The 22,715-nt window shown below is 45.4% G+C and carries 16 protein-coding genes and 2 pseudogenes; 10 read left to right on the top strand and 8 right to left on the bottom strand.

The window, feature by feature from the left end; translation table 11 throughout:
* Positions 1 to 71: 71 nt before the first annotated feature.
* Entirely contained in the window at positions 72 to 992 is a 921-nt protein-coding gene (locus AB4307_RS03175) for a helix-turn-helix domain-containing protein (protein ID WP_017067657.1), read from the bottom strand.
* A 200-nt stretch (positions 993 to 1,192) separates the two neighbouring features.
* Between AB4307_RS03175 and AB4307_RS03170 the strand changes: the two genes are divergently transcribed.
* Genes AB4307_RS03170 through eat form a run of 3 tightly spaced genes read left to right on the top strand, consistent with a single transcriptional unit; the run spans position 1,193 to position 4,889 of the window.
* Positions 1,193 to 2,605 carry an ethanolamine ammonia-lyase subunit EutB gene (locus tag AB4307_RS03170; RefSeq protein ID WP_017061645.1) on the top strand — a complete coding sequence of 471 codons (1,413 nt, stop codon included), beginning with the start codon at positions 1,193 to 1,195 and terminating at the stop codon, positions 2,603 to 2,605.
* Positions 2,598 to 3,467, top strand: a complete 870-nt coding sequence (gene eutC, locus AB4307_RS03165) for an ethanolamine ammonia-lyase subunit EutC (protein WP_136974151.1) — start codon at positions 2,598 to 2,600, stop codon at positions 3,465 to 3,467. Before AB4307_RS03170 ends, eutC begins: the two co-directional genes overlap by 8 nt.
* 24 nt (positions 3,468 to 3,491) lie before the next feature.
* On the top strand, positions 3,492 to 4,889 hold the full coding sequence (eat, locus tag AB4307_RS03160) for an ethanolamine permease (RefSeq protein ID WP_017061647.1): 1,398 nt from the start codon (positions 3,492 to 3,494) through the stop codon (positions 4,887 to 4,889).
* A 406-nt stretch (positions 4,890 to 5,295) separates the two neighbouring features.
* Here eat and mpaA read toward each other — a convergent pair whose 3' ends face one another.
* The gene (gene mpaA, locus AB4307_RS03155; RefSeq protein WP_372131090.1) at positions 5,296 to 6,003 is read right to left on the bottom strand and encodes a murein tripeptide amidase MpaA; all 708 of its coding nucleotides are present in this window, start codon (positions 6,001 to 6,003) and stop codon (positions 5,296 to 5,298) included.
* Positions 6,004 to 6,147: 144 nt separating this feature from the next.
* Between mpaA and AB4307_RS03150 the strand changes: the two genes are divergently transcribed.
* From AB4307_RS03150 to AB4307_RS03135, 4 genes and pseudogenes are all read left to right on the top strand, one after another.
* On the top strand, positions 6,148 to 7,773 hold the full coding sequence (locus AB4307_RS03150) for an ABC transporter substrate-binding protein (protein WP_372073844.1): 1,626 nt from the start codon (positions 6,148 to 6,150) through the stop codon (positions 7,771 to 7,773).
* 170 nt (positions 7,774 to 7,943) lie between these two features.
* Positions 7,944 to 8,257 (top strand): annotated as a pseudogene (locus AB4307_RS03145) (LysR family transcriptional regulator); the annotation flags it as partial.
* Positions 8,250 to 8,473, top strand: a pseudogene (locus AB4307_RS03140) (nucleotidyl cyclase domain-containing protein); the annotation flags it as partial. The pseudogenes AB4307_RS03145 and AB4307_RS03140, both read left to right, overlap by 8 nt.
* A 208-nt stretch (positions 8,474 to 8,681) precedes the next feature.
* On the top strand, positions 8,682 to 10,187 hold the full coding sequence (locus AB4307_RS03135) for a putative bifunctional diguanylate cyclase/phosphodiesterase (protein WP_372131088.1): 1,506 nt from the start codon (positions 8,682 to 8,684) through the stop codon (positions 10,185 to 10,187).
* Positions 10,188 to 10,344: 157 nt separating this feature from the next.
* Here the strand turns inward: AB4307_RS03135 and AB4307_RS03130 are convergent, their stop codons facing one another.
* The 4 genes from AB4307_RS03130 to AB4307_RS03115 all read right to left on the bottom strand — a co-directional run bounded on the left by AB4307_RS03130 (position 10,345) and on the right by AB4307_RS03115 (position 15,688).
* On the bottom strand, positions 10,345 to 11,769 hold the full coding sequence (locus tag AB4307_RS03130) for a PTS fructose transporter subunit IIBC (protein ID WP_372131086.1): 1,425 nt from the start codon (positions 11,767 to 11,769) through the stop codon (positions 10,345 to 10,347).
* Between the two features lie 13 nt (positions 11,770 to 11,782).
* Complete coding sequence (locus tag AB4307_RS03125) at positions 11,783 to 12,223, bottom strand: PTS sugar transporter subunit IIA (protein WP_017069783.1); 441 nt, start codon at positions 12,221 to 12,223, stop codon at positions 11,783 to 11,785.
* Between the two features lie 248 nt (positions 12,224 to 12,471).
* Entirely contained in the window at positions 12,472 to 13,689 is a 1,218-nt protein-coding gene (gene manA, locus AB4307_RS03120) for a mannose-6-phosphate isomerase, class I (protein WP_372131084.1), read from the bottom strand.
* Positions 13,690 to 13,783: 94 nt separating this feature from the next.
* Positions 13,784 to 15,688: a PTS fructose transporter subunit IIABC gene (locus AB4307_RS03115; RefSeq protein ID WP_372131082.1), complete on the bottom strand. Its 1,905-nt coding sequence runs from the start codon at positions 15,686 to 15,688 to the stop codon at positions 13,784 to 13,786.
* 378 nt (positions 15,689 to 16,066) lie between these two features.
* On the opposite strand from AB4307_RS03115, the gene AB4307_RS03110 reads away from it, so the two are divergent.
* A complete protein-coding gene (locus AB4307_RS03110; RefSeq protein WP_372131080.1) occupies positions 16,067 to 16,906 on the top strand; it encodes a helix-turn-helix transcriptional regulator in 840 nt (279 codons plus the stop codon).
* 564 nt (positions 16,907 to 17,470) lie between these two features.
* Positions 17,471 to 19,249: a sodium:solute symporter family transporter gene (locus AB4307_RS03105; protein ID WP_029236500.1), complete on the top strand. Its 1,779-nt coding sequence runs from the start codon at positions 17,471 to 17,473 to the stop codon at positions 19,247 to 19,249.
* 155 nt (positions 19,250 to 19,404) lie between these two features.
* On the opposite strand, the gene AB4307_RS03100 is transcribed toward AB4307_RS03105, so the two are convergent.
* Both AB4307_RS03100 and AB4307_RS03095 read right to left on the bottom strand, forming a co-directional pair.
* A complete protein-coding gene (locus AB4307_RS03100) occupies positions 19,405 to 20,178 on the bottom strand; it encodes a PTS sugar transporter subunit IIA (protein ID WP_372131151.1) in 774 nt (257 codons plus the stop codon).
* A 7-nt stretch (positions 20,179 to 20,185) separates the two neighbouring features.
* The gene (locus AB4307_RS03095) at positions 20,186 to 20,488 is read right to left on the bottom strand and encodes a PTS fructose transporter subunit IIB (RefSeq protein WP_136979973.1); all 303 of its coding nucleotides are present in this window, start codon (positions 20,486 to 20,488) and stop codon (positions 20,186 to 20,188) included.
* Positions 20,489 to 20,827: 339 nt separating this feature from the next.
* Between AB4307_RS03095 and AB4307_RS03090 the strand changes: the two genes are divergently transcribed.
* Complete coding sequence (locus tag AB4307_RS03090) at positions 20,828 to 22,693, top strand: fructose-specific PTS transporter subunit EIIC (protein WP_372131078.1); 1,866 nt, start codon at positions 20,828 to 20,830, stop codon at positions 22,691 to 22,693.
* Positions 22,694 to 22,715 lie beyond the last annotated feature (22 nt).

Raw genomic sequence — 22,715 nt, 5'->3', positions numbered from 1 at the left:
CAACTAATCTATTCGTCTTTCATATCGTCTAACTACATTTTTTTAAGTTGTCCCTCGACACTTTTTGGGTTTTAGACATTAGAACGTGTTTGCATGGGCGACTCACCAAACAACTGCTTGTAGCTTTGGCAAAAATATCCCAGATGAAAAAAACCAAAGTCAAAGGCGATTTCATTGATGCACCGTTGTTCGCTCGGATTTTGCAGAATGCGCCGTACCTGGTTGAGACGTACATTTTGTATAAATTGTTTTGGTGATATGTCACAACAGGACTCAAAGGTGTATTGCAGCGTACGGCGACTGACATAAACCGCATCGCACAGTTCAGACACGGTGACGGGTTTACGGTACTGCGAGTTATCTAGGTACTGCCTAATTCGACGCATTGTGTTCTCACGCTGTGAGGCATTGGTTTTTTGCATATTTTGATTAGACGATTGAGCGAACAATTCGACCAACATATCTTGAACAATGGATTGATGAGTTTGAAAAGACCAGCGAGATTGACTCGGGGAGAGTAGTAAGCTCAAGTAAGCTTTTATTTGTTGGGTGTAGTGTTGAGAGCAACCAAGAAAGTGGCTCTTGCTGTTTAATGATTCAATCTCTAGCTGTTGCTGAATCATTTCAACCAGTGAAGGGCTTATGACTAACCCATAAATAGAAAAGGTTTCTGGCGTAAGTAGCTCAAAATCCGCCCCAGCCTCACGGATCAAAATACTATCAGGATTACCTTGTGCGTAATTGATGTGTAAAGGTCTATCGTTAGCACTGATCCCTAACCAAATCCCTTCATTAATACGACATTGCTGCTTGAGTTTTCGGTTGCTGTCTTCTCGAAATAGGTGCACGTGAGAAAATTTTCGTTCACGGATCTGACCTAGAAAACTTCCTTGACTCAGTTGGTCATATTCTTGCTGCCAGTTAAAGAGGCTGGCTGCCTGCTGATTTGCATCAAATGTGTTGAATGTGCACAAATTAGGTGCATAACGCATCAATTCTTCATCCTTTCTCATCATTCCATGACCTACCCATGTGACCCATATTAGTACAGTGTGTCTTTAAGTTTATGTTTATTAATGCTTTTTTATGTTTGCCGATTCTTGATATTCATTCGGTTCAAAAATCGCTTAATTACTCATATATACAAAAGGTTATTGAGCAAGAACTGAACCAGTTTATGAAGAGGGAATTTATGACAGCAGCTTATCGCCGACAACAAGGGCACCTGGTTTTTAACTTTGAGTCGTTAGCAGATCTGATGGCAAAGGCTACGCCAGAGCGTTCAGGGGATGTTTTGGCTGGTGTATCTGCGACTTCTGCAGCAGAGCGTGTTGTAGCTCAGATGACACTGGCAGACTTGCCCCTAAAGACGTTTTTAAATGAAGCGGTGATCCCTTATGAAAGTGATGAAGTTACTCGTTTAATCATTGATAGCCATGATAGAGAGGCGTTTAAAGCGATTGATCACCTTACAGTGGGAGACTTTCGGAACTGGCTGCTAAGTGATGAAGCCGATAGTCTCACGCTTGCAAAGCTGCGTCCTGGTTTAACTCCAGAAATGGTGGCTGCAGTGAGTAAGATCATGCGTAATCAGGATTTGATCCAAGTCGCCAAAAAATGTCGGGTAGTGACTGCGTTTCGTAACACCATTGGCTTGCCTAGTCGTTTATCCACCCGTTTACAGCCCAATCATCCAACCGATTCTCTCAATGGCATTGCCGCCAGTATTTTTGATGGTTTGATGTATGGCAATGGTGATGCTGTGATCGGCATTAATCCCGCAACAGATAATGTACCACAGGCAATTAAGTTGATGAATCTGATGGAAGAGGTCATTCAACACTACCAGATCCCGACCCAATCTTGCGTATTAACCCATGTTACCAACACGATTGAAGCGATTGAGATGGGCGCTCCGGTGGATCTCGTCTTTCAATCTATTGGTGGCACTCAAGGTACGAACGACACCTTTGGTATTAACCTTTCGATCCTTAAAGAAGCAAACGAAGCGGCGCTTTCGCTGAACCGAGGCACCGTTGGAAGTAACGTCATGTACTTTGAGACAGGGCAAGGAACATCTCTCTCTGCCAATGCTTTTCATGGTGTGGACCAACAAACTTGTGAGACACGGGCTTATGCCGTAGCGCGTCATTTTAATCCATTGTTGGTTAATACCGTGGTCGGCTTTATCGGCCCTGAATATCTCTTTGATGGAAAACAGATTATTCGAGCAGGGCTTGAGGACCATTTTTGTGGCAAATTGCTTGGCCTGCCGATGGGGTGTGATATCTGCTATACCAACCATGCCTATGCCGATCAAAATGATATGGATAACTTACTGACATTGCTCGGTGTCGCTGAGTGCTCGTTCATTATGGGGATTCCGGGTTCCGATGACATCATGCTCAATTATCAAACAACCTCGTTTCATGATGCACTTTATGCACGCAAGGTGTTGGGTTTAAAACCTGCGCCGGAGTTTGAGGAGTGGCTAACTCAGATGCAGATTTTTGATGATGTAAAAGATGTGCGCCTAAATGAACGACTCTCCGGCTCATTTGCTGGCGCTCTAGCACAACTTAATGGAGGCCCCGCACATGGGTAAGGTGGTCTCTATGGCAAAACATTCTGCTTCTAAGTTGGTAACTCAAAACCCTTGGCACGAGCTTAAAGGTTTTACATCGGCACGTATTGCACTGGGTCGAAGTGGAAATAGCGTTCCAACTAAAGAGTTGCTTTCATTTCAACTCGACCATGCACAGGCGATGGATGCCGTTCATTGTGCTTTAGATGTGGATTCATTGGTTGAGCTCATCGCTCAATCAAACTCGGTCATTCAACACACTTCTCAGGCACCAATTAAGGCGCACAGCAAAGCGACAGACAGATTCATGTATTTGCAAAGGCCGGATCTTGGTCGTGAGCTTGATGACGTCTGTTGGAATCAGTTGCAAGCCGTTCTTCATTCAGAGTCTCCCCCGTTTGATCTCGCGATAGTAGTGGCTGATGGCTTGTCTTCAATTGCCATTCAAAATCATGCAAATCCAGTCATTGAGCATCTGCTTTCTTTATTAGGGGAAGACGAAGTGCCGTGGCATGTTGCTCCTATTACTGTTGTGAGGCAGGGCCGAGTGGCAATAGGAGATGATGTTTGTGAGTGCTTACAAGCCAAGATGGTGGTGGTTTTGATTGGTGAGCGCCCGGGACTGACCTCTCCAGATAGCATGGGTATGTACCTGACTTGGCAGGCGAGAAGAGGAACAAAAGACTCTGATAGGAACTGCATTTCTAATATTCGCCCACAGGGGTTGGCTTATGAAGATGCGTGTAAGCGAGCGGTATACCTATTGAAGGAAGCTCGTCGGCTAGAGCTTTCTGGGGTCAACCTTAAAGACCGTTCGAGTATCGAGGAAGAAGGTGGTGAGCAGTTAGAAGACAAGCACACAGGCAATTTTTTAATTGGATAAAAGACAAAAATAGAGGGATTTACAATGTCAGAACATCAGGAATATTTGGCGCAAAGACAACTTAAAAGGGGCACTGCTGGGTGGATTTTGCTAGCAGGGTTAGGCGTTTCATACGTGATCTCTGGTGACTTTGCAGGCTGGAACTTTGGTATCGGTCAAGCTGGTTGGGGAGGCTTTCTTATTGCTGCAATTGCTATGGCGGTGATGTACTTTACCCTTGTCCTTTCTTTGGCGGAGATGTCTGCGGCTATTCCCGCTGCAGGAGGTGGCTATAGTTTTGCTCGACAAGCCATGGGACCAACGGGGGGATTTTTTACCGGCTTATCCGTCTTAATTGAGTATGCCCTTGCACCTGCCGCGATTGTCATTTTTATTGGCTCAGCGGTGAATGAACTAATGGGTATCGATGGTCCTCTTGTTTACGCGATCTTTTATGCCATATTTATCGGTATTCATATGGCAGGTGTAGGAGAAGCTCTGAAAGTCATGATGGTCATCAGTGGGTTAGCCGTACTAGCAATTCTTATGACAGCAGGCGTATTGGTTAGTGAGTTTGATGCTAATAATCTGTTTGATATCGCTCCGGCAACCGCACAAGCCACAGAACTACTTCCTTTTGGTTGGTATGGTGTATGGGCGGCACTACCGTTTGCAATGTGGCTTTTTCTAGCGGTAGAAGGGGTTCCACTGGCTGCTGAAGAGGCGAAAAACCCGGCCAAGGATGTACCCAAAGGTATTATCGGCGCAATGTTATTCTTACTGGTCACCGCTACCTTAGTCGTTCTGCTGCTTGCGGGCGCTGTGGGTTCTGAAGCGATTGCGAATAGTGCCGTTCCTCTAGTCGATGCCTTGAAGTTGACCGGTAATCCAACCGTTGCAACGGCTGTTAATATACTAGGACTTGCAGGACTTATTGCTTCATTCTTCTCGATTATCTACGGTTATAGCCGCTTAGTGTTTGCATTGTCTCGTGCGGGTTACTTGCCTCAAAGCTTGTCGCTTACAAACAAAAACAAAGTGCCTGCTCGTGCTTTAGTGGTGCCGGGTGTGTTTGGTTTTGCTGTGTCATTGACCGGAGAAGGCGACCTGATCTTGGCGATGGCGGTAGTGGGGGCGACAGTGTCTTATGCATTAATGTCGCTTAGTCATATATTGTTGCGTATAAAGCAACCAGAGCTTCACCGTCCATACAAAACACCGGGTGGCATGCTGACTTCCGGCACTTCACTAGTGCTGTCGCTTATTGCAATGACGGGTGTTTATGCTTTTGACCCATCTGCATTCTTTATGACTATGGGACTCTTTGTGATTGGTGGTGCTTATTATGGCCTATATAGCCGTAATAAATTGGTCGCATCGACCGCTGAGGAAGAGTTTGAGATGCTGTCGGTTGCAGAGAAAGAGCTTGAGGCTACTAATTAGATTCAATTTCTAATGGTATTTAAGGCTCTAGCTTTGCTGGAGCCTTTATTACACTACTTGTAGTAACTTGCGTGTAAACCCCAATCGCCATCACCTCTAACGATAAATATTAGTTTAGAAATAGTGCTGTTTTAGGATCATTTTCTTGGAACGTTTTTGTCCAGACACTTGTCATGATTTTTTATAACGAGTTAGATTCATAGCGACGAGCCCCGAAGTTCATTGATAGTGAAGTTTTCATCGCGCTAATCATGTCGATTGCCTTTCTCTAAAGATAAGTTGAAATGATGCAAAGGAAGAATTCGGCATAGATTATGAATGGGATTAATTCAGTAGACGGAATATATGATTCACTAGTAATTAGGATGAATTACTGTTCGCATGTGTATATGTAGCCTACTCCAGACTAATTTCCCTCACACCCCAACACTGCGACAAACGCATCCAAATACTTTTCTATAGTTAAATCCGCAGAAACGGGCGGTAGTTCTACAGTAATGCACGGTAGGTTTCTTTCCTGACACCATGTGCCGAATGAGCCTGGGGTTTCGTAATCCACGTCTTCAACGAGCGGTAGGTTGAATTGTTTGCTTAGCCAAGTGGCAAGCTCCGATTGGGTTGGGTCATCGACCATGGCGAGAGGTTCGTGGAAAGAGATGACGAATTTTGGCTTACGCTGTTCAATGAGTGTGATGAGGGACTGCACTTCAGGTTCGAGCTGGTTGGCTTGGCCGGTTTTCACTTTTACATCTCTGACTGGTGTGTGAGAACTCCAGCGATACACAGTGCCGTTTTCTGTCCAGTTTTGAGTTGGGAAGGCGCGGTTTAGATCGACTTGGTTGGCGTTGGCGCGAGTGCCTAATTGATTGCCATCTGGGTTCATCGACAGGATCACATCGTGTCTCAAGTTGGCGGCTGGCAAGCTTCTCAGCGCACAAGATAATCCTGCAATAGAAGCGGTTTCATCACCGTGTGTGCCTGCTAAGATCAGCCCGCGAGACTCGCTTTCTATTTGCGCGGGGAAATAGAGCAAAGGCGCACCCAACACTGATTTTCCATATGACAGCGGCTTTATTGAAAATGCAGCTCTTTCCGTTCTTGGAATTAAACTCACCTTTATCTCCTGATTGATCAAGTACTATCAAGTATTAACGATTACACAAACTTACTTAAATAAACTAAAGCGTTAAAACTCGTCAACAGTCGCATTGTTAATTTTATTACTTGCTTCAAAGATAGGCTAGGAGAGCAAAAACATATGGATTTTAAGAAACATTCAACGGCTTTACTCATTTCATCTCTATTGACCCCTTTTATCTCAGTAACTGCCGTTGCTGACACATTGCCTGCGGGAACTTCTCTGGCGAAAGAACAACATTTAGTTCGTGCTAACGATGCAGAAGCGGCGACGCTTGACCCTGCGAAAGCAGAAGGCCTGCCAGAAATGCACATTCTACGTGACCTATTTGAAGGTTTAGTGATTCAAGATCGCGATGGCAATATCACCCCAGGTGTTGCACAGTCTTGGGAAACCGAAGACAACCAGACGTTTGTATTCCACCTACGTAAAGACGCGCAGTGGTCGAATGGCGATCCGGTGACGGCCGATGATTTCGTGTATGCGATAAGACGCGCGGTAGACCCTAAAACGGCATCGCCAAATGTGTGGTACCTAAAGCTTACTCAAATCAACAATATCGCTGACGTAGCCGAAGGCAAAAAGCCAGTTGAAGAGTTAGGTATCTCTGCAGTCGATAAACACACGGTGAAATTCGAACTCGATAGTAAAGTGCCTTACTTTGTGGCGATGACAGGCCACACATCCATGATGCCAGTGCACAAAGCAACCCTAGAAAGTAGTGACAAGCCGTGGAGCGATCCTAAGCAATTTGTTGGTAATGGTGCATTCGTACTAGATGAGTGGGTGGTGAACGAGCGCATTGAGCTTAAGAAGAACCCGACGTACTGGGACAGTTCAGATACCCACTTAACCGAAGTAACTTATATTCCGTTTGAGAATCAGAATGCCTCGATTAACCGTTATGCGGTGGGCGAGGTCGATATTACTTCGGACGTGCCTACACACATGGCGCAGCAGCTTAAAAGCAAATATCAAGATGCGTTTACCACAGTGCCTCTGTTGTGTACTTACTACTACGCATTCAATACTACGCGACCACCTTTTGATGATGCGCGAGTACGTAAAGCTGTCTCTTATTCTATGATGCGTGACGTTATCACCAATGGTGTGACTCAGGTGGGCAACTTACCGGCTTATACCTTTGCTCATGAGTACACGGCTGGTTTTGATGCGACACAACCTGAATACAGTACTTGGACTCAAAAGGAACGTGATCAAAAAGCAAAAGAGCTGCTGAAAGAAGCGGGCTACGATGCGTCTAACCCGTTGGATTTCAAACTGCTTTACAACACCAGCGAATCGAACAAGTCGATTGCAGTGGCGATTGCATCAATGCTGAAAGGCAACTTAGGCGCACAAGTTGAACTAGAAAACCAAGAGTGGAAGTCTTACTTGGTATCGCGTCGCCAAGGTGATTTTGATGTGATGCGCGCCTCTTGGTGTGGTGACTATAACGAAGCATCAACCTTCTTGAGCCTATTGCGTTCTGGCTCTTCAGGTAACTTTGCTCGCTACAACAATGAAAAGTACGACGCAGCAATGGATAGCGCACTAGCCGCAACCAGCGAACAAGATCGCCAAGGTTTCTATGATCAAGCAGAACAGTTGTTGGCAGAAGATATGCCGATCGCACCAATTTACTACTACATGCAGGCTCGTCTAGTACGACCAAGTGTCGGTGGTTTTGCGAAAAACAATGTGGAAGGGCGTATCTACTCTAAGGATCTCTACATCAAAGAGTAATTGCGTTTGATTCACACGGCGATATACCGCTAAAACATGAAATAGAAGAAAAGGGACGGTGATCATAAATATCTGATCAACGTCCCTTCGTCATTAATCTGTAACTGGAACCGCAAAAAACTGAAACCTGATTGAAGTATTTTTCACTTTTATTTCAATCAGGTGAAGCCATGTTACCCCCTCTACGTGCTCTTGTTGCGTTCGAAGCTATTGCTCGTCTTGGTTCCATTGGCGCGGCTGCCCGAGAGCTTTGTGTCACGCAAGCGGCGGTTAGCCAACAGCTCAAAAGTTTAGAAACCTTCCGCGCCTGCCACCCTTCTATAAAAAATACTCTTTTATCAGGCTTGATATTCAGCTGGTGGACTGGCCATCAACTAACCTTTGTCAGAATGTCGATATCGAGCCGACCAACGGCAAGGTCGAAAGCGAAGACATTCATTGCGAGCGATTGTTTCAAGAACATAGGCAACTGGTGTGCAGCCCTTTCAGAGAAATTACGTTCAGCAATTCAGAAGATCAAACTTGAGCAACAACCAACTCCAACAATTAAGTCTAGTTTTGGTATTAGCTTGCTATCAGAAAATGAAAAGTGGAAAGACCGTGCGATCGCGCGCTTTATCAAACAAAGCTAAAAGGACGAAATACAATTGTGATTGAAGAGTCATACCCGGCATCAACAAAAGCGATCGGCAGTTCTTAGTTTGACTAAGAGCCAACATCCACACAAATTGTTTTTGGCATGTTTAGCCCTAAAAGGTTTTCGTCGCGCAAAGTGATGACGAAAATCGGTAAATAAAAGTCAAAAATAAAAACGCGAGCGGTAGATTGCGATCTATGTTGGTGCTACGTTATGAGCAATTTATAACATATAAGTCATGACACATTAGACTGAGAGATAGCAGCTAACGATGAACAAGACAAAAAGATATCCGGCCAGCATAGTATTCAGCTACCTAATACTGTCATCTTTATGGGTTTTATTTTCTGATCTCGCGGTTGAATCATTATCAAATGACTTGCGTGAACACGCCTTAGCACAGACAGTCAAAGGTCTGATCTTTATCATTCTAACGTCTGCTTTGTTATGGGTAATGGTTCGGAAAAATAATAGCGATTTAGAGAGCGCCAACGATCTTGATAGTGTCACCGGGCTTCATAGCCCATCAGTTTTTTATCGATATTTAAATAAAAGACTGAAAAATTCTCAAGCCAGTGACCATTATGTCCTCTTCTTATTAGACATTGATAACTTCAAATCTGTCGCTGACCAGATCGGATTCGAAAATACAAATTCATTTTTAAAAGACATTGCACGATCTATTGAACTTCCTATTGAGCATCAACCACTTTCGTCACGGGTACATTCCGATGGTTTCGCATGTTTAGTCAAACTCGATGATAAGGAAGATATTGAATCCTACATTGCTCTCGTACATCGTAGATTTAACCAGTGTGCTTATCGTTATGATATCCACGCCACTTGTTGTATTGGCGCTGCTCTATTCCCCTCGGATGGGAATAATGCCAAGCAACTCATGGCATCTGCTACCCACGCCTTAACTGAAGCAAAGAAAAGCAAGGACACGATTGAATTTCATGACCCAAAACTCACTGAGCTTGAACGTCAACGTCAAGAAATGGTGCAAGAATTACGTAAAGCGATTGATGACAAAGCGATTGATATTGTGTTTCAGCCTAAATTCAACATTGAAAGTAGACTCGTCGCAGGTGTGGAGGTGTTGTCTCGTTGGACGCATGAGCGCTATGGTGTCGTTTCACCGGATATCTTTGTCGCGCTAGCAGAAGAGAATTATTTTTGTCGTGATTTGACTACGTTAGTTCTAGAGAAGACTGCGTCACAACTTAGGGCTAATGGCTTGCTAGGGAATGCGCTTAATAGTGTCTCGGTCAATATTTCAGCGGTAGAGCTAAATAGCGTTGATGACATGAACCATCTGGACGAATATCTACGAAAGGATCCCGAGTTTGCTCGCTTACTTTGTCTGGAAATCACTGAAACCGCTATTTTGAAAGATATAGATCAGTGTGCAATCGCTGTTCAGAAGTTAAAAAAACAAGGGGTGTCCTTTTCGATAGATGATTTTGGTGTTGGCTACACGTCTTTTGGTATATTTAGCAAATTGGATGTAGATGAAATCAAAGTCGATCGCAGTTACATCAATGGGTTAGAAGATGATTATCGTTCTAGAGCCATAACGTCTGGTATCATTGATATAGCGCGAGGGTTTGGCATTAGTGTTGTGGCTGAAGGGGTTGAAAATGCTCAACAACTGTCAATTTTGAAAACGTTAAATTGCGAACAAGCCCAAGGTTATTATCTGGGCTACCCGATGCCATATAAACAGTTGAAAGAAAGTCTCACCTCTGAGATAGAACCATGTTCAACAACATAACTTAATACTTTTTCATCTAGGCGACAGAGATACAGATGACTTGTATCGAGAAGGATGCTGTTGGCCTAACTATAAGAAATCCCCATTCGCTGACAAAACGAATGGGGATTTTAGTTACTAGGGGGTAGTAATTTTATCTTTTAACTTGTTTCAGGTTTTAAATAGCCACCATAGTCGCGGCTTTCTTCATTGCTTCCTTGGTTGAACACTCAATCACGTTCGCGTTAGCAAAGCGGTGAGCGTCTTTCACTTGAATATCGTGAGCCAAGATAACCAGTCTTGCGTTCGCTACATCTAGGTCAGTGATGCGGTTCTGAATACCGTTTTGACCTTGAGTTTCTACCTTAATCTTAAGGCCTGCGGCTAAGCCTGCTTTCTCTAGTGCTTTTGCCGCCATGAAGGTGTGTGCAACACCAGAAGGGCAACAAGTTACTGCTACGATGTCGTACTCGCCTTCACCTGCTACAGGCGCTGCTTGAGCTTGTACTGGCGCTTCAACCATGTCATCTTCTGTTTCTACTGCGACTGGTTTCCAGAAGCCAACGATAACGGCTGTGGTTAGCGAGCCAAGTGCAATACCGACCACGTACATTGGAATGTTGCTTGATACTGGCGCAGTGATTAGGCCGCCCCACGGTGCGTGCAGCAGAACGTCTGTCATGAAGCCAAACACACAACCAACGATACCACCGGCTACGATTGAAGGAAGAACGCGCATTGGGTCATTCGCTGCGAATGGGATAGCACCTTCAGAGATACCGATAGAACCCATGATTGCTGCTGCTTTACCTGCTTCTTGCTCTTGTTTAGAGAACTTGTTTTTGAATAGGAAAGTCGCCAGAGCCATACCTAGAGGTGGAGTACAAATCGCGATGCCTACACCGCCCATTAGCCAAGGTTGCGTGTCTACTTGAGTTTGAGCAAATAGGGTCGCGACTTTGTTGATAGGGCCGCCCATATCAAACGCTGTCATACCGCCAAGGATTGTGCCCAAAACCATCTTAGATGCACCAGCCATTGAAGCTAGGAACTCGTTCATTGAAGACATGAACAGTTTGATTGGCTCGCCGATGCCCCACAGAACGATACCTGCAGAGATTAACGTGCCTAGAAGCGGGTAGATGAAGTACGCACCTAGTGCCGTCATGTTTGCAGAAAGTGGTATCTTCTTAAGTTGGAACACCACGCCACCGGCGATAAAGCCTGCCACGATACAACCAAGGAAGCCGCCGCCCATGTCAGCCATGATGCCAGAAGAGATCATCGCAGGTGCCAGTGCTGGTTTGTCTGCAATTGAGTAACCAATAAAGCCGCCAAGAATGATTGGGAAAAGAACAAGGCCCTTGATACCGATGTTAGAGATATCTGCTAGTAAGCCGTCTGCTGGAACCGCACCTTTGCCTGATGCCATGACCGCTAAAGCCAGCAGAACACCACCGGCTACGATAAAAGGCAGCATGTGTGAGGTTCCGAAAAGCAGGTGACCTTTCATGGTACTAAGGATTTTTTTATAGTCGCTACTACTATTCTTATTATTAGAATTGCTACTGGTATTCGTAGCTTGATTTGCTAGGGTGCTCATAATTTTCTACGCCTTATGAATTAATTAAAATATTAAGGATCTGTTGTTCGTCTTTTGCGTTATGGATATCTTGAATAAATTCATCGCTGAATTTTCCAAATAGTTCTTGTAGTACATAAATATGATGGTCAGCACCGTTATCCGGAGAGGCAATCATAAAAAATACGGTTGGATTGATGCCGTCTTCATCGCCATACTCGATACCTTGACGCTTAACACCGACAGCAATCGCCGGCTCAGTTACAGCCTTGCTTTTTGAGTGTGGGTAAGCGATGCCGTCCATTGAGGTGATGCTTTGAGATTCACGAATTTCAATGTCTGCCAAGAAGGCTTCTTTACTGCTGATTCGGTTGTTCTCAAATAACATGCTTGCCAATTCTTCAAACAGTTCTTTTTTATTATTCGCTTTAAGGTTGTTATTAATTAAGTTGACGTTAGTTAGCTGTGTGATCATTTATTAACTCATTCACTCTTGAAGTTCTTGAATTAAAATTAATGGATTAACCCGATTCGCGAAATAGCAAATAAAAGCCCTTCACTGTACATTTGTATCCAGCAAAATTAAGTGTGATTTGCATCATTCATCCAGTGTGAGATGGGTCATATTTGATGGCGTTTTTCGGTGTTGAAATAACTTTTTGTAGGAACAAAAATGCCCCGCAAAAGCAGGGCATGAACAGTGTGTACTGAGTTCTGAGGGAGTTAGCTGTAAGCGCGCGCTACGCGTCCAGCGCAATCCAGTTTGTAACTCTCAGCATAAGCCGGAACGAATACCGAATGGCCTTTCTCTATCACGCAGGTTTCACCACATTGATGAGTGAGCACCATAGACTCGTCGAGCGGCAATAGGATCTCGGCACCTTCGGTAGTGATCTTCCTCTGATGTGAGTTTTGCACGATAGAGAACTTAAAATCTTCGACTGGAATTTGATATTCCATCACATCACCTTGCTCAATCGGGCTGAGCAGTAATCTATCCGCAGGCTTTTCATTGAATTGAGTACAAGAGACTAATTCATTGATATCCATGTACTTAGGCGTCAACCCTGCGCGGAGTACATTGTCTGAATTCGCCATCACTTCTAAGCCCGTACCTTTAATGTAAGCGTGAGGTGTCTCGGCATCCAGATACATGGCTTGTCCGGGCTTTAAGGTGAGCACGTTCAATAGCAGCGGAGCGAACAAGCCGACATCACCTGGGTATTGAGCTTCAAGCTCTGAAATCAATTGGAACACAGGTGTATCTGAAAGCTTAGCCTTCATCAGCAGCATGGTTAACGCCATGCCTTTTTGCTCGCCTTCCAGAGACAGCAAGCTTGCGAAGAAGCTGGCTAATCCATTGGGCGTTTGGTCGCCCGCGAGATCGTTAACCATCGAATGCAACTCTGGAATATCAAGGTAATGGAAGTGCTCAAGGATCTCGTTGATCGATCTGAAGCCATTCATCGCGGTGTAGTCGGTTAATGCATACACCAGCTCTGGCTTGTGATTGGGATCCTTGTAGTTGCGATTGCCCGCTGTCATCGGAATGCATTGTTGCTCTTCAAACGCATAGCCAGATTCGGCTTGTTGCTTGTTCGGGTGAACTTGAACCGAGAGCGCTTTCTCAGCCGCTAATACCTTGAAAAGGTAAGGCAGTTCGCCAAAGCGACTTGCGACTTTCTCGCTTAAAAACAGGTTTAGGTTCTTCGAAATCAGGTTCGACAATGTGGTTTGCTGGCCGTTGTCGTTCACCATTGAGCAACCATTCGGGTGAGCACCCATCCAGATCTCCGCTTGCGGCTCACCAGATTGGTTATCAATACCAAACAGTTGGCTAAACGAAGAAGGGCTACCCCATGCGTAGTTTTGAATCACGTTAGTCATAGGGTAGAAAAAACGTTGGACGAACGAATCGTTCGCTAAAGAAAAATCAGACATCGAAATCACCATGAAGGGAAACATGGCTTGAGCTCTACTCGGCTTAATGAAATGCGAGACTAGAGTGGGCTCAAGCCATTGGAGTTGAAATGGCTTAAGCCGCTGCTGTTGCTAGCTTGGCTTTGCGTAGATTTTTAAGTGCGATACAAGTAACCGCAGTTACGCCTGCACCAGACGCCATGCACAACAGTGCTAGCAGTGGGTAGTTCATTGCGCCAAGTAGAGCGACCACTGGACCACCGTGAGCAACACTGTTGGTGATACCAAACGAGAACGCCATTACCGCAGCAGTCATTGAGCCAAGCACGTTGGCTGGGATAACTGACATTGGATCTTGAGCCGCGAATGGAATGGCACCTTCAGAGATACCCACCAAGCCCATCGCGCCTGCTGCTTTACCTGCTTCAATCTCAGAAGATTCGAATAGGTCGAACTTACGGCCAAGTCTGGTTGCGATAGCCATACCAAGGGGAGCGACAGGGATTGCACACGCCATTGCACCCATGAATTGAGTTTGACCGCTAGCAATCATGCCGACCGAGAATAGGAACGCTACTTTGTTGAATGGGCCGCCCATATCGAAACCGGCCATGCCACCAAGGACGATGCCAAGCAGAACCACGTTGCCTGTGCTCATGCTGGTTAGTAGTGCAGTAAGCGCATCCATTAGTCCAGCGATAGGTGCACCGATAACAAAGATGAACAGACCCGCGATGAATAGAGAGCCAGTGATCGGAGCGATCATGATAGGCACAAGTGGTTGAACGAATTTGTGGTAGTTAAACGAAGTAATCCATTTAACGAAGTAACCCACTAATAAACCCGCGATGATTGCGCCAATGAAGCCAGTGCCTGCGTCAGCGCCATAGAAAGAGCCGTTGTTGGCAATCCAACCGCCAATTAAGCCAGGGGTTAGGGCTGGGCGGTCAGCAATCGCGTAAGCAATATAACCAGCCAAGATTGGGATCATCAATGTGAAGGCAACCACGCCCACTTCTAGGATTTGGTTCCACATGCTGCCAGCAGGAATCGCCATGCCAGATTCACTTGGCTCGCCGCCAATCGCCAGTGCTAGGGCTATCAATAGGCCACCAGTCACGACGAATGGGATCATGTGAGATACGCCATTCATCAAGTAACGGTAAAGGTCTGAACGTGCTTGTGAGGCTTTTTCTACAACAGATTGGTTGGTCGGCGTTTGTTCAGCTTGGTAACTAGGTGCGTTGAGCGCTTGCTTAATCAAGCCTTGTGCGTCTTTGATTGGTGCTTTTACGTTGGTGCTGATGACGCGTTTTCCGGCAAAGCGAGCCATGTCGACCTGTTTATCACAAGCGACGACAATCGCGTCGGCGCGTTCGATCTCTTCTTGAGTCGGGCTGTTTTTAACACCAATAGAACCGTTAGTTTCGACCTTGATGTCGTAGCCAAGAGCCGCCGCTCCTTTCTCTAGCGCTTCAGCTGCCAAATAAGTGTGCGCAACGCCAGCTGGGCAGCCTGTCACACCAATGATGAAGCCTTGTTTCTCAACGTTGGTTTCGGTTGCTGAAGGCTCAGGTTTGCTAAGCAGTAGTTCTAATGCTTCTTGTTCAGATTGAGCATTCATGAAGCTTTCGATAAAGCCTTCTTCAATCAGTTTTGAAGAAAGCTCTGCCAGTACTTCGATGTGGTGATCATCGCCGCCATCAGGAGAGGCAATCATGAAGAACAGTTTTGATGGCTGACCGTCATCGGCGCCGTATTCGATACCCTGCTTGTGGACGCCGATAACAACCGCGGGTTTGATCACCGCAGCGCTTTTTGCGTGTGGCAGTGCGATGCCCTCTTCAAACCCAGTATTACCTTGTTCTTCACGAGCCTTAATGTCGGCAAGAAACTGTGCTTTGTCTGAAATACGGCCTTGTGCGTACAGCACGTCTATCAGCTCTTTAAATACGTCTTCTTTTGAATTAGCGCTAAGCGAAAGCTTAATCAAATCTTGATTGATCAATTTTGTGATCATAATGAACCCCTACTCTTTTTTATTTTGTTAGGGGTATTCTGAAATTGATTACTTGCCTTCTGTAGTGAAGAAAAAACGCATTTACTGGATGATTGTTGCCTTATAAATGGAGTGTGATTTTGATCGGTTAGTGGCGTGTTTTCCGGCCTCTATTGACATAGGTTGAGTCTACTTGAGGCTTTTATTTGCAAGGGGTTCGGCGTGTAGAGTTATCGGGGGAACAATGTGCCATATCAGACTTTCGACTGGAGATTTATTCCCACTACTGGATTTTTGTAACTTAGATCTCAAATTGTGATTTTGCTCAATAGCGCTATGTTTCACTAAGGAGTATATCTATTGCCGTAGCGTTATTGCTGCTTTTAAGAGTTCGAAACAATGATATTTCATGACCTAATCTCGTCGGTATTAAATGAGCGAGAACCATTTCATAACATCTGGTTTGCGGGAGATTTTCACACGCCTTCAGCATTCAGTTATCAGGTGAACTTTCCACGTTTAGAGCTGGTGCTCGACGGTGAGTATATTAATGAAATGGAGAGTCATGATCGCAAGATCACCAATGTTGTTGCGAAAGCAGGGGATGCGATTTTCATCCCGCCTAACTGCTGGAACAAGCCGAACTGGGATACTGATTGTTCGGTACTGAGTATGTTGTTTGGACGTCGTCAGCTTGGTTTAAGCTTGGTGAGCAAGCGCAAAGGGGAAGAGAGCTTCTACGATATTCAAAAACACAGTATTCAGACTCGCTCGGGTTTTGCGATTGATAACATTTTGGAGGCGCTCAGCTCGTTAGCGAGAGAGAGTAACAAGCAGCCGATGGATGAACTGCTGCTGCAAGCGCTGCTGCAATACAGTAAAACGATGTTGGATGCGCCCGTCGAGAAATCTCACAGTCGCGTGCAAGATGTGTATCAAGGGATCTGTATCTACATTCAAGAGAACTTCCACCGTCAAATCACCCGAGACAGCATCGCCTCACGCTTTAGTATTTCATCCAACCATTTGTCGCGAATGTTTCGTCAACAAGGCCACATGACGCTGGCTGAATACATTACACGTGTGCGAATCGACCGCGCCAAGTTCATGCTCAAGAAATACAATTTCAAGCTCAATGAAGTGTCGGTACGTTGTGGCTTTAAGGATGTGAATTACTTCTGCCGAGTATTCAAAAACCGCACCGGAAGAACCCCGACTGAATATCGTGGTTCAATCTAATATCCCTTCAAATTGCCATTTTTGACCAGAGCTTATACGACCGAAATTTGTATGACTAGATCACCACAGTGAGCTCTGTGTTGTGGTGATCAATTTGCTTTGTGTTTTCCTCTGCTGTTTATTTATATACCTTATTTCCAAACCTATCTTTAGGCTCGTTTTCTATTTATTCCGTTTCACTAAATAAACCCAATTAATAACATTAAGGGTTTGCTTTGCGAGTTGCTTATTATTTTTCGTTACCTATTTATTGAATTAAACGTGTGAGAGTTGATGCATTAACGCGATGCATTTAATGAATGACAAGTAAATTGAAATCCATTTATCGAGACGACAAAAGTTAATTGTTTCTGACTGGGGTATTGATTGGGGTTTTTGTAAGGTATTGATTTTAAATGCTTACTTTATGGTGCTCTATTCTTTATTTACTGACGTTCCATTCATGTCTCTAAATCAAATATTCAGGTTTATACGCCTCATCACAACCTTGACTTATAATACTACAAATTAAAAATTCTATAGATAATATGCTCTTTAGATATTCATCATAAAGAAGACTTATACATGGAACTCAATACTCTGATCGTAGGAATTTATTTCCTTTTCCTTATAGCAATAGGTTGGATGTTTAGAACGTTCACCAGTACAACCAGTGATTATTTCCGCGGGGGCGGTAACATGCTTTGGTGGATGGTTGGCGCGACTGCGTTTATGACACAGTTCAGTGCTTGGACCTTCACTGGTGCAGCGGGTAAAGCGTATGCCGATGGTATGGCTGTCGCGGTTATCTTCTTAGCGAACGCATTTGGTTACCTGATGAACTACCTGTACTTCGCTCCGAAATTCCGTCAACTACGTGTGGTAACGCCAATTGACGCGATTCGTATGCGTTTTGGTAGCTTCAACGAACAAGTATTTACTTGGTCTGGCATGCCGAACAGTATTGTTTCTGCAGGTATCTGGCTGAACGGTTTGGCGATCATCGCATCGGGCATCTTTGGCTTCGACATGACGACAACCATCGTTCTGACTGGTCTTGTTGTACTTGTTATGTCGGTGACAGGCGGCTCTTGGGCGGTTATCGCGTCTGACTTCATGCAGATGGTTATTATCATGGCGGTAACCGTAACGTGTGCTGCAGTGGCTATCGTACAAGGTGGTGGCGTTACTGAAATCATCAACGATTTCCCTGTAGCAGAAGGCGCATCATTCGTTTCTGGTAACAATCTGAACTACGTAAGCATCTTCGGAATTTGGGCATTCTTCATCTTCTTCAAACAGTTCAGTATCACCAACAACATGTTGAACTCTTACCGTTACCTAGCGGCAAAAGACTCAAAGAACGCGAAGAAAGCGGCACTGTTGGCATGTATTCTGATGACCATCGGTCCAATCATTTGGTTCATGCCACCTTGGTTCGTTGCAGGACAAGGCGTTGACCTTGCAGCACATTACCCAGACGCAGGCTCTAAAGCAGGCGACTTCGCTTACCTTTACTTCGTAGAGCAATACATGCCAGCGGGTATGGTGGGGCTTCTAATCGCAGCGATGTTTGCGGCAACTATGTCTTCTATGGACTCAGGCTTAAACCGTAACTCTGGTATCTTTGTAATCAACTTCTATCAACCGATTCTTCGTCCAAACGCGACAGAGAAAGAGCTGATGATTGTGTCTAAGTTGATGTCTACCTTCTTCGGTCTAGCTATCATCCTTATCGCGCTGTTTATCAATTCGCTAAAAGGCTTGAGCTTGTTCGACACCATGATGTACGTGGGTGCACTTATTGGCTTCCCAATGACCATTCCAGCATTCTGTGGCTTCTTCCTTAAGAAGACTCCGGACTGGGCAGGTTGGGGTACGCTAGTGGTCGGTGCGATTGTGTCTTACATCGTTGGTTTCGTGATTACCGCTGAAATGCTACAAAACTTGTTCAACCTAGAGCCTCTAACAGGCCGCGAATGGTCTGACTTGAAAGTTGCAGTAGGTCTGATTGCGCACCTAGTGTTTACTGGCGGCTTCTTTGTTCTTTCGACATTGTTTTACAAACCACTAGAAGCGTCTCGTCAGAAAGATGTTGATACCTTCTTCAACAACCTTGCGACACCATTGGTTTCTGAATCAACAGCACAGAAGAAACTGGACAACAAACAACGTCACATGCTGGGCTCACTGATCGCAGTGTCTGGTGTGGCAGTGATGGCGATGTTTGCTCTACCGAACCCATTCTGGGGAAGAATGATGTTCGTACTGTGTGGCGGTATCGTATTCGTAGTTGGTTTGCTGTTGGTGAAAGCTGTAGACGACTCGGTTGAGGATGCGAAACAAGCGAAAAAAACAGCTTAAGTTAGCTAACCAGTTAAACAAGTAATTAAACATAAAACGGCTGAGCTCTAATGCTCAGCCGTTTTTTATTGTATGAGAAAATGAGCTTATAACGATTGGATAGGTGTCACAACAGGGGATTAATGGATGCTTTGAGTTTGACCAGAAGAGATGAATTAGATAAGGCGTGACGAGATGTACATCAGCAGAGCTTGCAGGTCGACGCTGCTTCGGGTCTTTTGCAGACGCTCATTGACCTGATCGTGAAGCAGGTTTCTGGTTAGGTTAGTGGCGGCCACAATGTGCTCTCGTTGCGGCTTGGTTGGAAGCACTAAAGCGATAGCAACGTGTACTTCGCCGATACGTGATGCCCAATCAATCGGGTCGTCACTGATGATGACCGCAATCGAGAGATCTTGAGTCGATTCAAACATCACATGTGGCAGCGCGATCCCCGGTGAAACGCAGGTAGAGGAGCGTTCTTCTCGTTTAATAAACGCCAGAATCAGTTCATCCGGATCTTGTGGATACACCAGATGAGCGAGCCCTTTTAGGCATTCAAATTTAGTCAGTTGGGTTTGAGCTTTAGCATGATGCCAATTGATCTCACAAGGTGGACATATCTGCGGCATGCGCTGGATTAGATCTTTGGAGAACTCATGATTCACTTGCGAACCAACCATAGCGTAATGCTCGGCAATCACGTCTTTAAGAACGAAACAGGCCAGCTCCGCATCAATCCCAACCGCGGTTATCTGGCACAAATCACCACGAAGTAAACCTACTTGCAGCATCGCAACGGATTTGGAGAGATCAGCGGTTCGATTTTGAGTGATGTTGATAATGCGGATGTTGCTTTTGAACTTCTTCGCTAAGCGAGTCAGCGGCTGTGCGACATGTGAGTTCGCGGCAGGATCGTTAACGAAGAAGGTGATCTGGTATTCGTTCATCAAAAGCTTAAGTTCGACAATGCTTAATAAAAACTTTATCGACACTCAACAACACCTCTTCCATTGGAACAAATACGGTTTTAGCTGGGTCAAATCGGCTTAGTTGTCCGATGTCGATATCAGAGACGATCAACACCTTGTCTGCGAGGGTAATATCTTGGGCTGTCAGTAAGTTTTCAATACCCATAGCGCCTTGCGTCTCAACCTTGATTGAAACGTTGAACTTAGGGGCTGTTTTATTTAGAGCATCAGCTGCCATATAGGTGTGCGCAATGCCTGTAGGGCACGCAGTTACCGCTACAATTCTCATTATTATTCTCGGCTTAATCTCGTCCCTGTTACGTTACAAAAGCTACCTTTCAGAAGCTACCTTGGAAAAGCTATCTTGCATGGAAAATCCAGTATAGAAAGCTCGCATGGCGGAGGGACGATATTGTTATGGGTTCTGTGGATTTTATGGATTGGCGTTTTTTATTCCAAGGTGAAAGTCACACTCTGAGTTCTTGGTTACAATAATCCAGTTAATGCACCTTTCGTCCTATATATTGAGTGCCTTCACACCGTTAATCTTTTCATCTTATTAACCTTATCACTTTGGTTAACAGACACTAATTACTTCAGTCTGAAATCAGGCGAGGCAGAGCAGCATATGGATATCACCAACATTATCGAGCCCGAGATCATCTGCTTAGATTTACAAGCAGACTCAAAACAGGCGGTATTTGAAGAGCTTGTTGAACTGCTCGACCGTGCCGGTAAGCTCTCCAATAAACGTGAATTCCTTGACGACATCTGGAAGCGTGAAGCCATCGGTAATACTGGCTTTGATGATGGTATTGCGATTCCACACGCGAAAAGTACTGCCGTAGCTAAACCTGCTGTCGCTGTAGGTATCAGCAGGTCTGGTATCGATTATGGTGCAGACGGCGGCGAACTGTCGGACGTGTTCTTCATGCTCGCTTCACCAGACAACCACGACGACCACCATATCGAGGTACTAGCTCAGATTTCGACCAGACTTATCGAAGATGGCTTTGTTACAAAATTAAAGGCGGTGGAGTCGGTCGAGGAAGCTCAAGAGCTGTTTCTCGAAGCCAATTTTGAACCTTTCGATAGTTACGCCTCTAGCCATCATGAAGTTTATGTCGAACCACTAAGCCCTTGGGCACAATCTCTTAATCGCCTTAAAGAACACTTGTTATACGGCACCTCACACATGATTCCATTCGTGGTCGCGGGTGGTGTGCTTTTGTCTTTGTCGGTAATGATGTCGGGTCATGGCGCAGTGCCTGAGAGCGGAGTTCTGGCTGACATCGCACAAATGGGTATCGCGGGTTTGACTTTGTTTACTGCGGTGCTCGGTGGTTACATCGCGTATTCAATGGCTGACAAACCGGGTTTAGCGCCCGGAATGATCGGTTCTTGGGTCGCGGTCAATCAATACAACACCGGATTTCTCGGTGCGATTGTGGTCGGCTTCTTCGCGGGCTTTGTGGTTAATCTACTCAAGAAGATCAAGCTCCCAGACAGCATGATCTCGCTGAGCTCTATCTTCATCTATCCACTCGTCGGTACCTTTGTTACCTGTGGGGCTGTGATGTGGGTGATTGGTTCTCCTATTGCCCAAGTGATGCTAGAGATGAACCAAATGCTGACTGGTATGGCAGGTTCAGGAAAAGTGGTGCTCGGTAGTATTTTGGGTGCGATGACGGCCTTTGATATGGGCGGCCCGATCAATAAGGTCGCAACGCTGTTTGCCCAAACTCAGGTGAATACTCAGCCATGGTTGATGGGCGGCGTCGGGATTGCGATTTGTACACCACCACTAGGCATGGCACTGGCGACTTTCTTATCGCCAAAGAAATTCAAAAGAGACGAACGTGAAGCAGGTAAAGCGGCGGGCATCATGGGCATGATTGGCATCAGTGAAGGCGCGATTCCTTTTGCTGCCGCCGATCCTGCGCGCGTTCTGCCTGCGGTTGTGGCTGGTGGCATTGTCGGTAACGTGGTTGGTTTTATGTTCCATGTAGTGAACCATGCACCATGGGGCGGCTGGATTGTTCTGCCAGTGGTAGATGGCAAGATTGGTTATATCGTCGGCACACTAGCAGGTGCTCTAACGACAGCCCTGATCGTGATTCTTCTGAAGAAGAACGTGGTCGAAGGTGAAGTGAATTCTAATCAGTTGACCGGTGGTTCGGTGACGGAAGAAGGGAAAGCGGATGTACTTGCAATCACTTCCTGTCCATCGGGTGTTGCCCACACTTTCCTGGCTGCTAAGTCTCTGGAAAAAGCGGCGTATCATCTTGGGGTTCGGATTAAAGTCGAAACACAAGGTGCCAACGGAATAGGTAATCGCATTACCCAGAAAGACATTGAAAGGGCGAGGTTGGTGATCTTTGCTCACGATGTGGCGATTAAAGAAGTTGAACGCTTTGCGAACGTGAAAACCTTGGATGTCAGTACTAAGGAAGCAATGCTTAATGCTCAGGCGTTGATCATGAGAAAGGTGTAACTCTTTAAACCGCAAAGTTTAT

It is taken from the genome of Vibrio sp. 10N.261.52.C2 (genome assembly GCF_041471425.1).
GTDB classification, from domain to species: Bacteria; Pseudomonadota; Gammaproteobacteria; order Enterobacterales; family Vibrionaceae; genus Vibrio; species Vibrio crassostreae_C.
Note: the sequence above shows the minus strand (reverse complement) of the source record. Positions and strands in the feature narration are given on the sequence as shown.

Excerpts from the sequence above, each read along its gene's own strand:
- AB4307_RS03175 (WP_017067657.1), bottom strand. The coding sequence starts at position 992 with ATGCGTTATGCACCTAATTTGTGCACATTCAACACATTTGATGCAAAT.
- AB4307_RS03170 (WP_017061645.1), top strand. The coding sequence starts at position 1,193 with ATGACAGCAGCTTATCGCCGACAACAAGGGCACCTGGTTTTTAACTTT.
- eutC (WP_136974151.1), top strand. The coding sequence starts at position 2,598 with ATGGGTAAGGTGGTCTCTATGGCAAAACATTCTGCTTCTAAGTTGGTA.
- eat (WP_017061647.1), top strand. The coding sequence starts at position 3,492 with ATGTCAGAACATCAGGAATATTTGGCGCAAAGACAACTTAAAAGGGGC.
- AB4307_RS03150 (WP_372073844.1), top strand. The coding sequence starts at position 6,148 with ATGGATTTTAAGAAACATTCAACGGCTTTACTCATTTCATCTCTATTG.
- AB4307_RS03135 (WP_372131088.1), top strand. The coding sequence starts at position 8,682 with ATGAACAAGACAAAAAGATATCCGGCCAGCATAGTATTCAGCTACCTA.
- AB4307_RS03130 (WP_372131086.1), bottom strand. The coding sequence starts at position 11,769 with ATGAGCACCCTAGCAAATCAAGCTACGAATACCAGTAGCAATTCTAAT.
- AB4307_RS03125 (WP_017069783.1), bottom strand. The coding sequence starts at position 12,223 with ATGATCACACAGCTAACTAACGTCAACTTAATTAATAACAACCTTAAA.
- manA (WP_372131084.1), bottom strand. The coding sequence starts at position 13,689 with ATGTCTGATTTTTCTTTAGCGAACGATTCGTTCGTCCAACGTTTTTTC.
- AB4307_RS03115 (WP_372131082.1), bottom strand. The coding sequence starts at position 15,688 with ATGATCACAAAATTGATCAATCAAGATTTGATTAAGCTTTCGCTTAGC.
- AB4307_RS03110 (WP_372131080.1), top strand. The coding sequence starts at position 16,067 with ATGATATTTCATGACCTAATCTCGTCGGTATTAAATGAGCGAGAACCA.
- AB4307_RS03105 (WP_029236500.1), top strand. The coding sequence starts at position 17,471 with ATGGAACTCAATACTCTGATCGTAGGAATTTATTTCCTTTTCCTTATA.
- AB4307_RS03100 (WP_372131151.1), bottom strand. The coding sequence starts at position 20,178 with ATGAACGAATACCAGATCACCTTCTTCGTTAACGATCCTGCCGCGAAC.
- AB4307_RS03095 (WP_136979973.1), bottom strand. The coding sequence starts at position 20,488 with ATGAGAATTGTAGCGGTAACTGCGTGCCCTACAGGCATTGCGCACACC.
- AB4307_RS03090 (WP_372131078.1), top strand. The coding sequence starts at position 20,828 with ATGGATATCACCAACATTATCGAGCCCGAGATCATCTGCTTAGATTTA.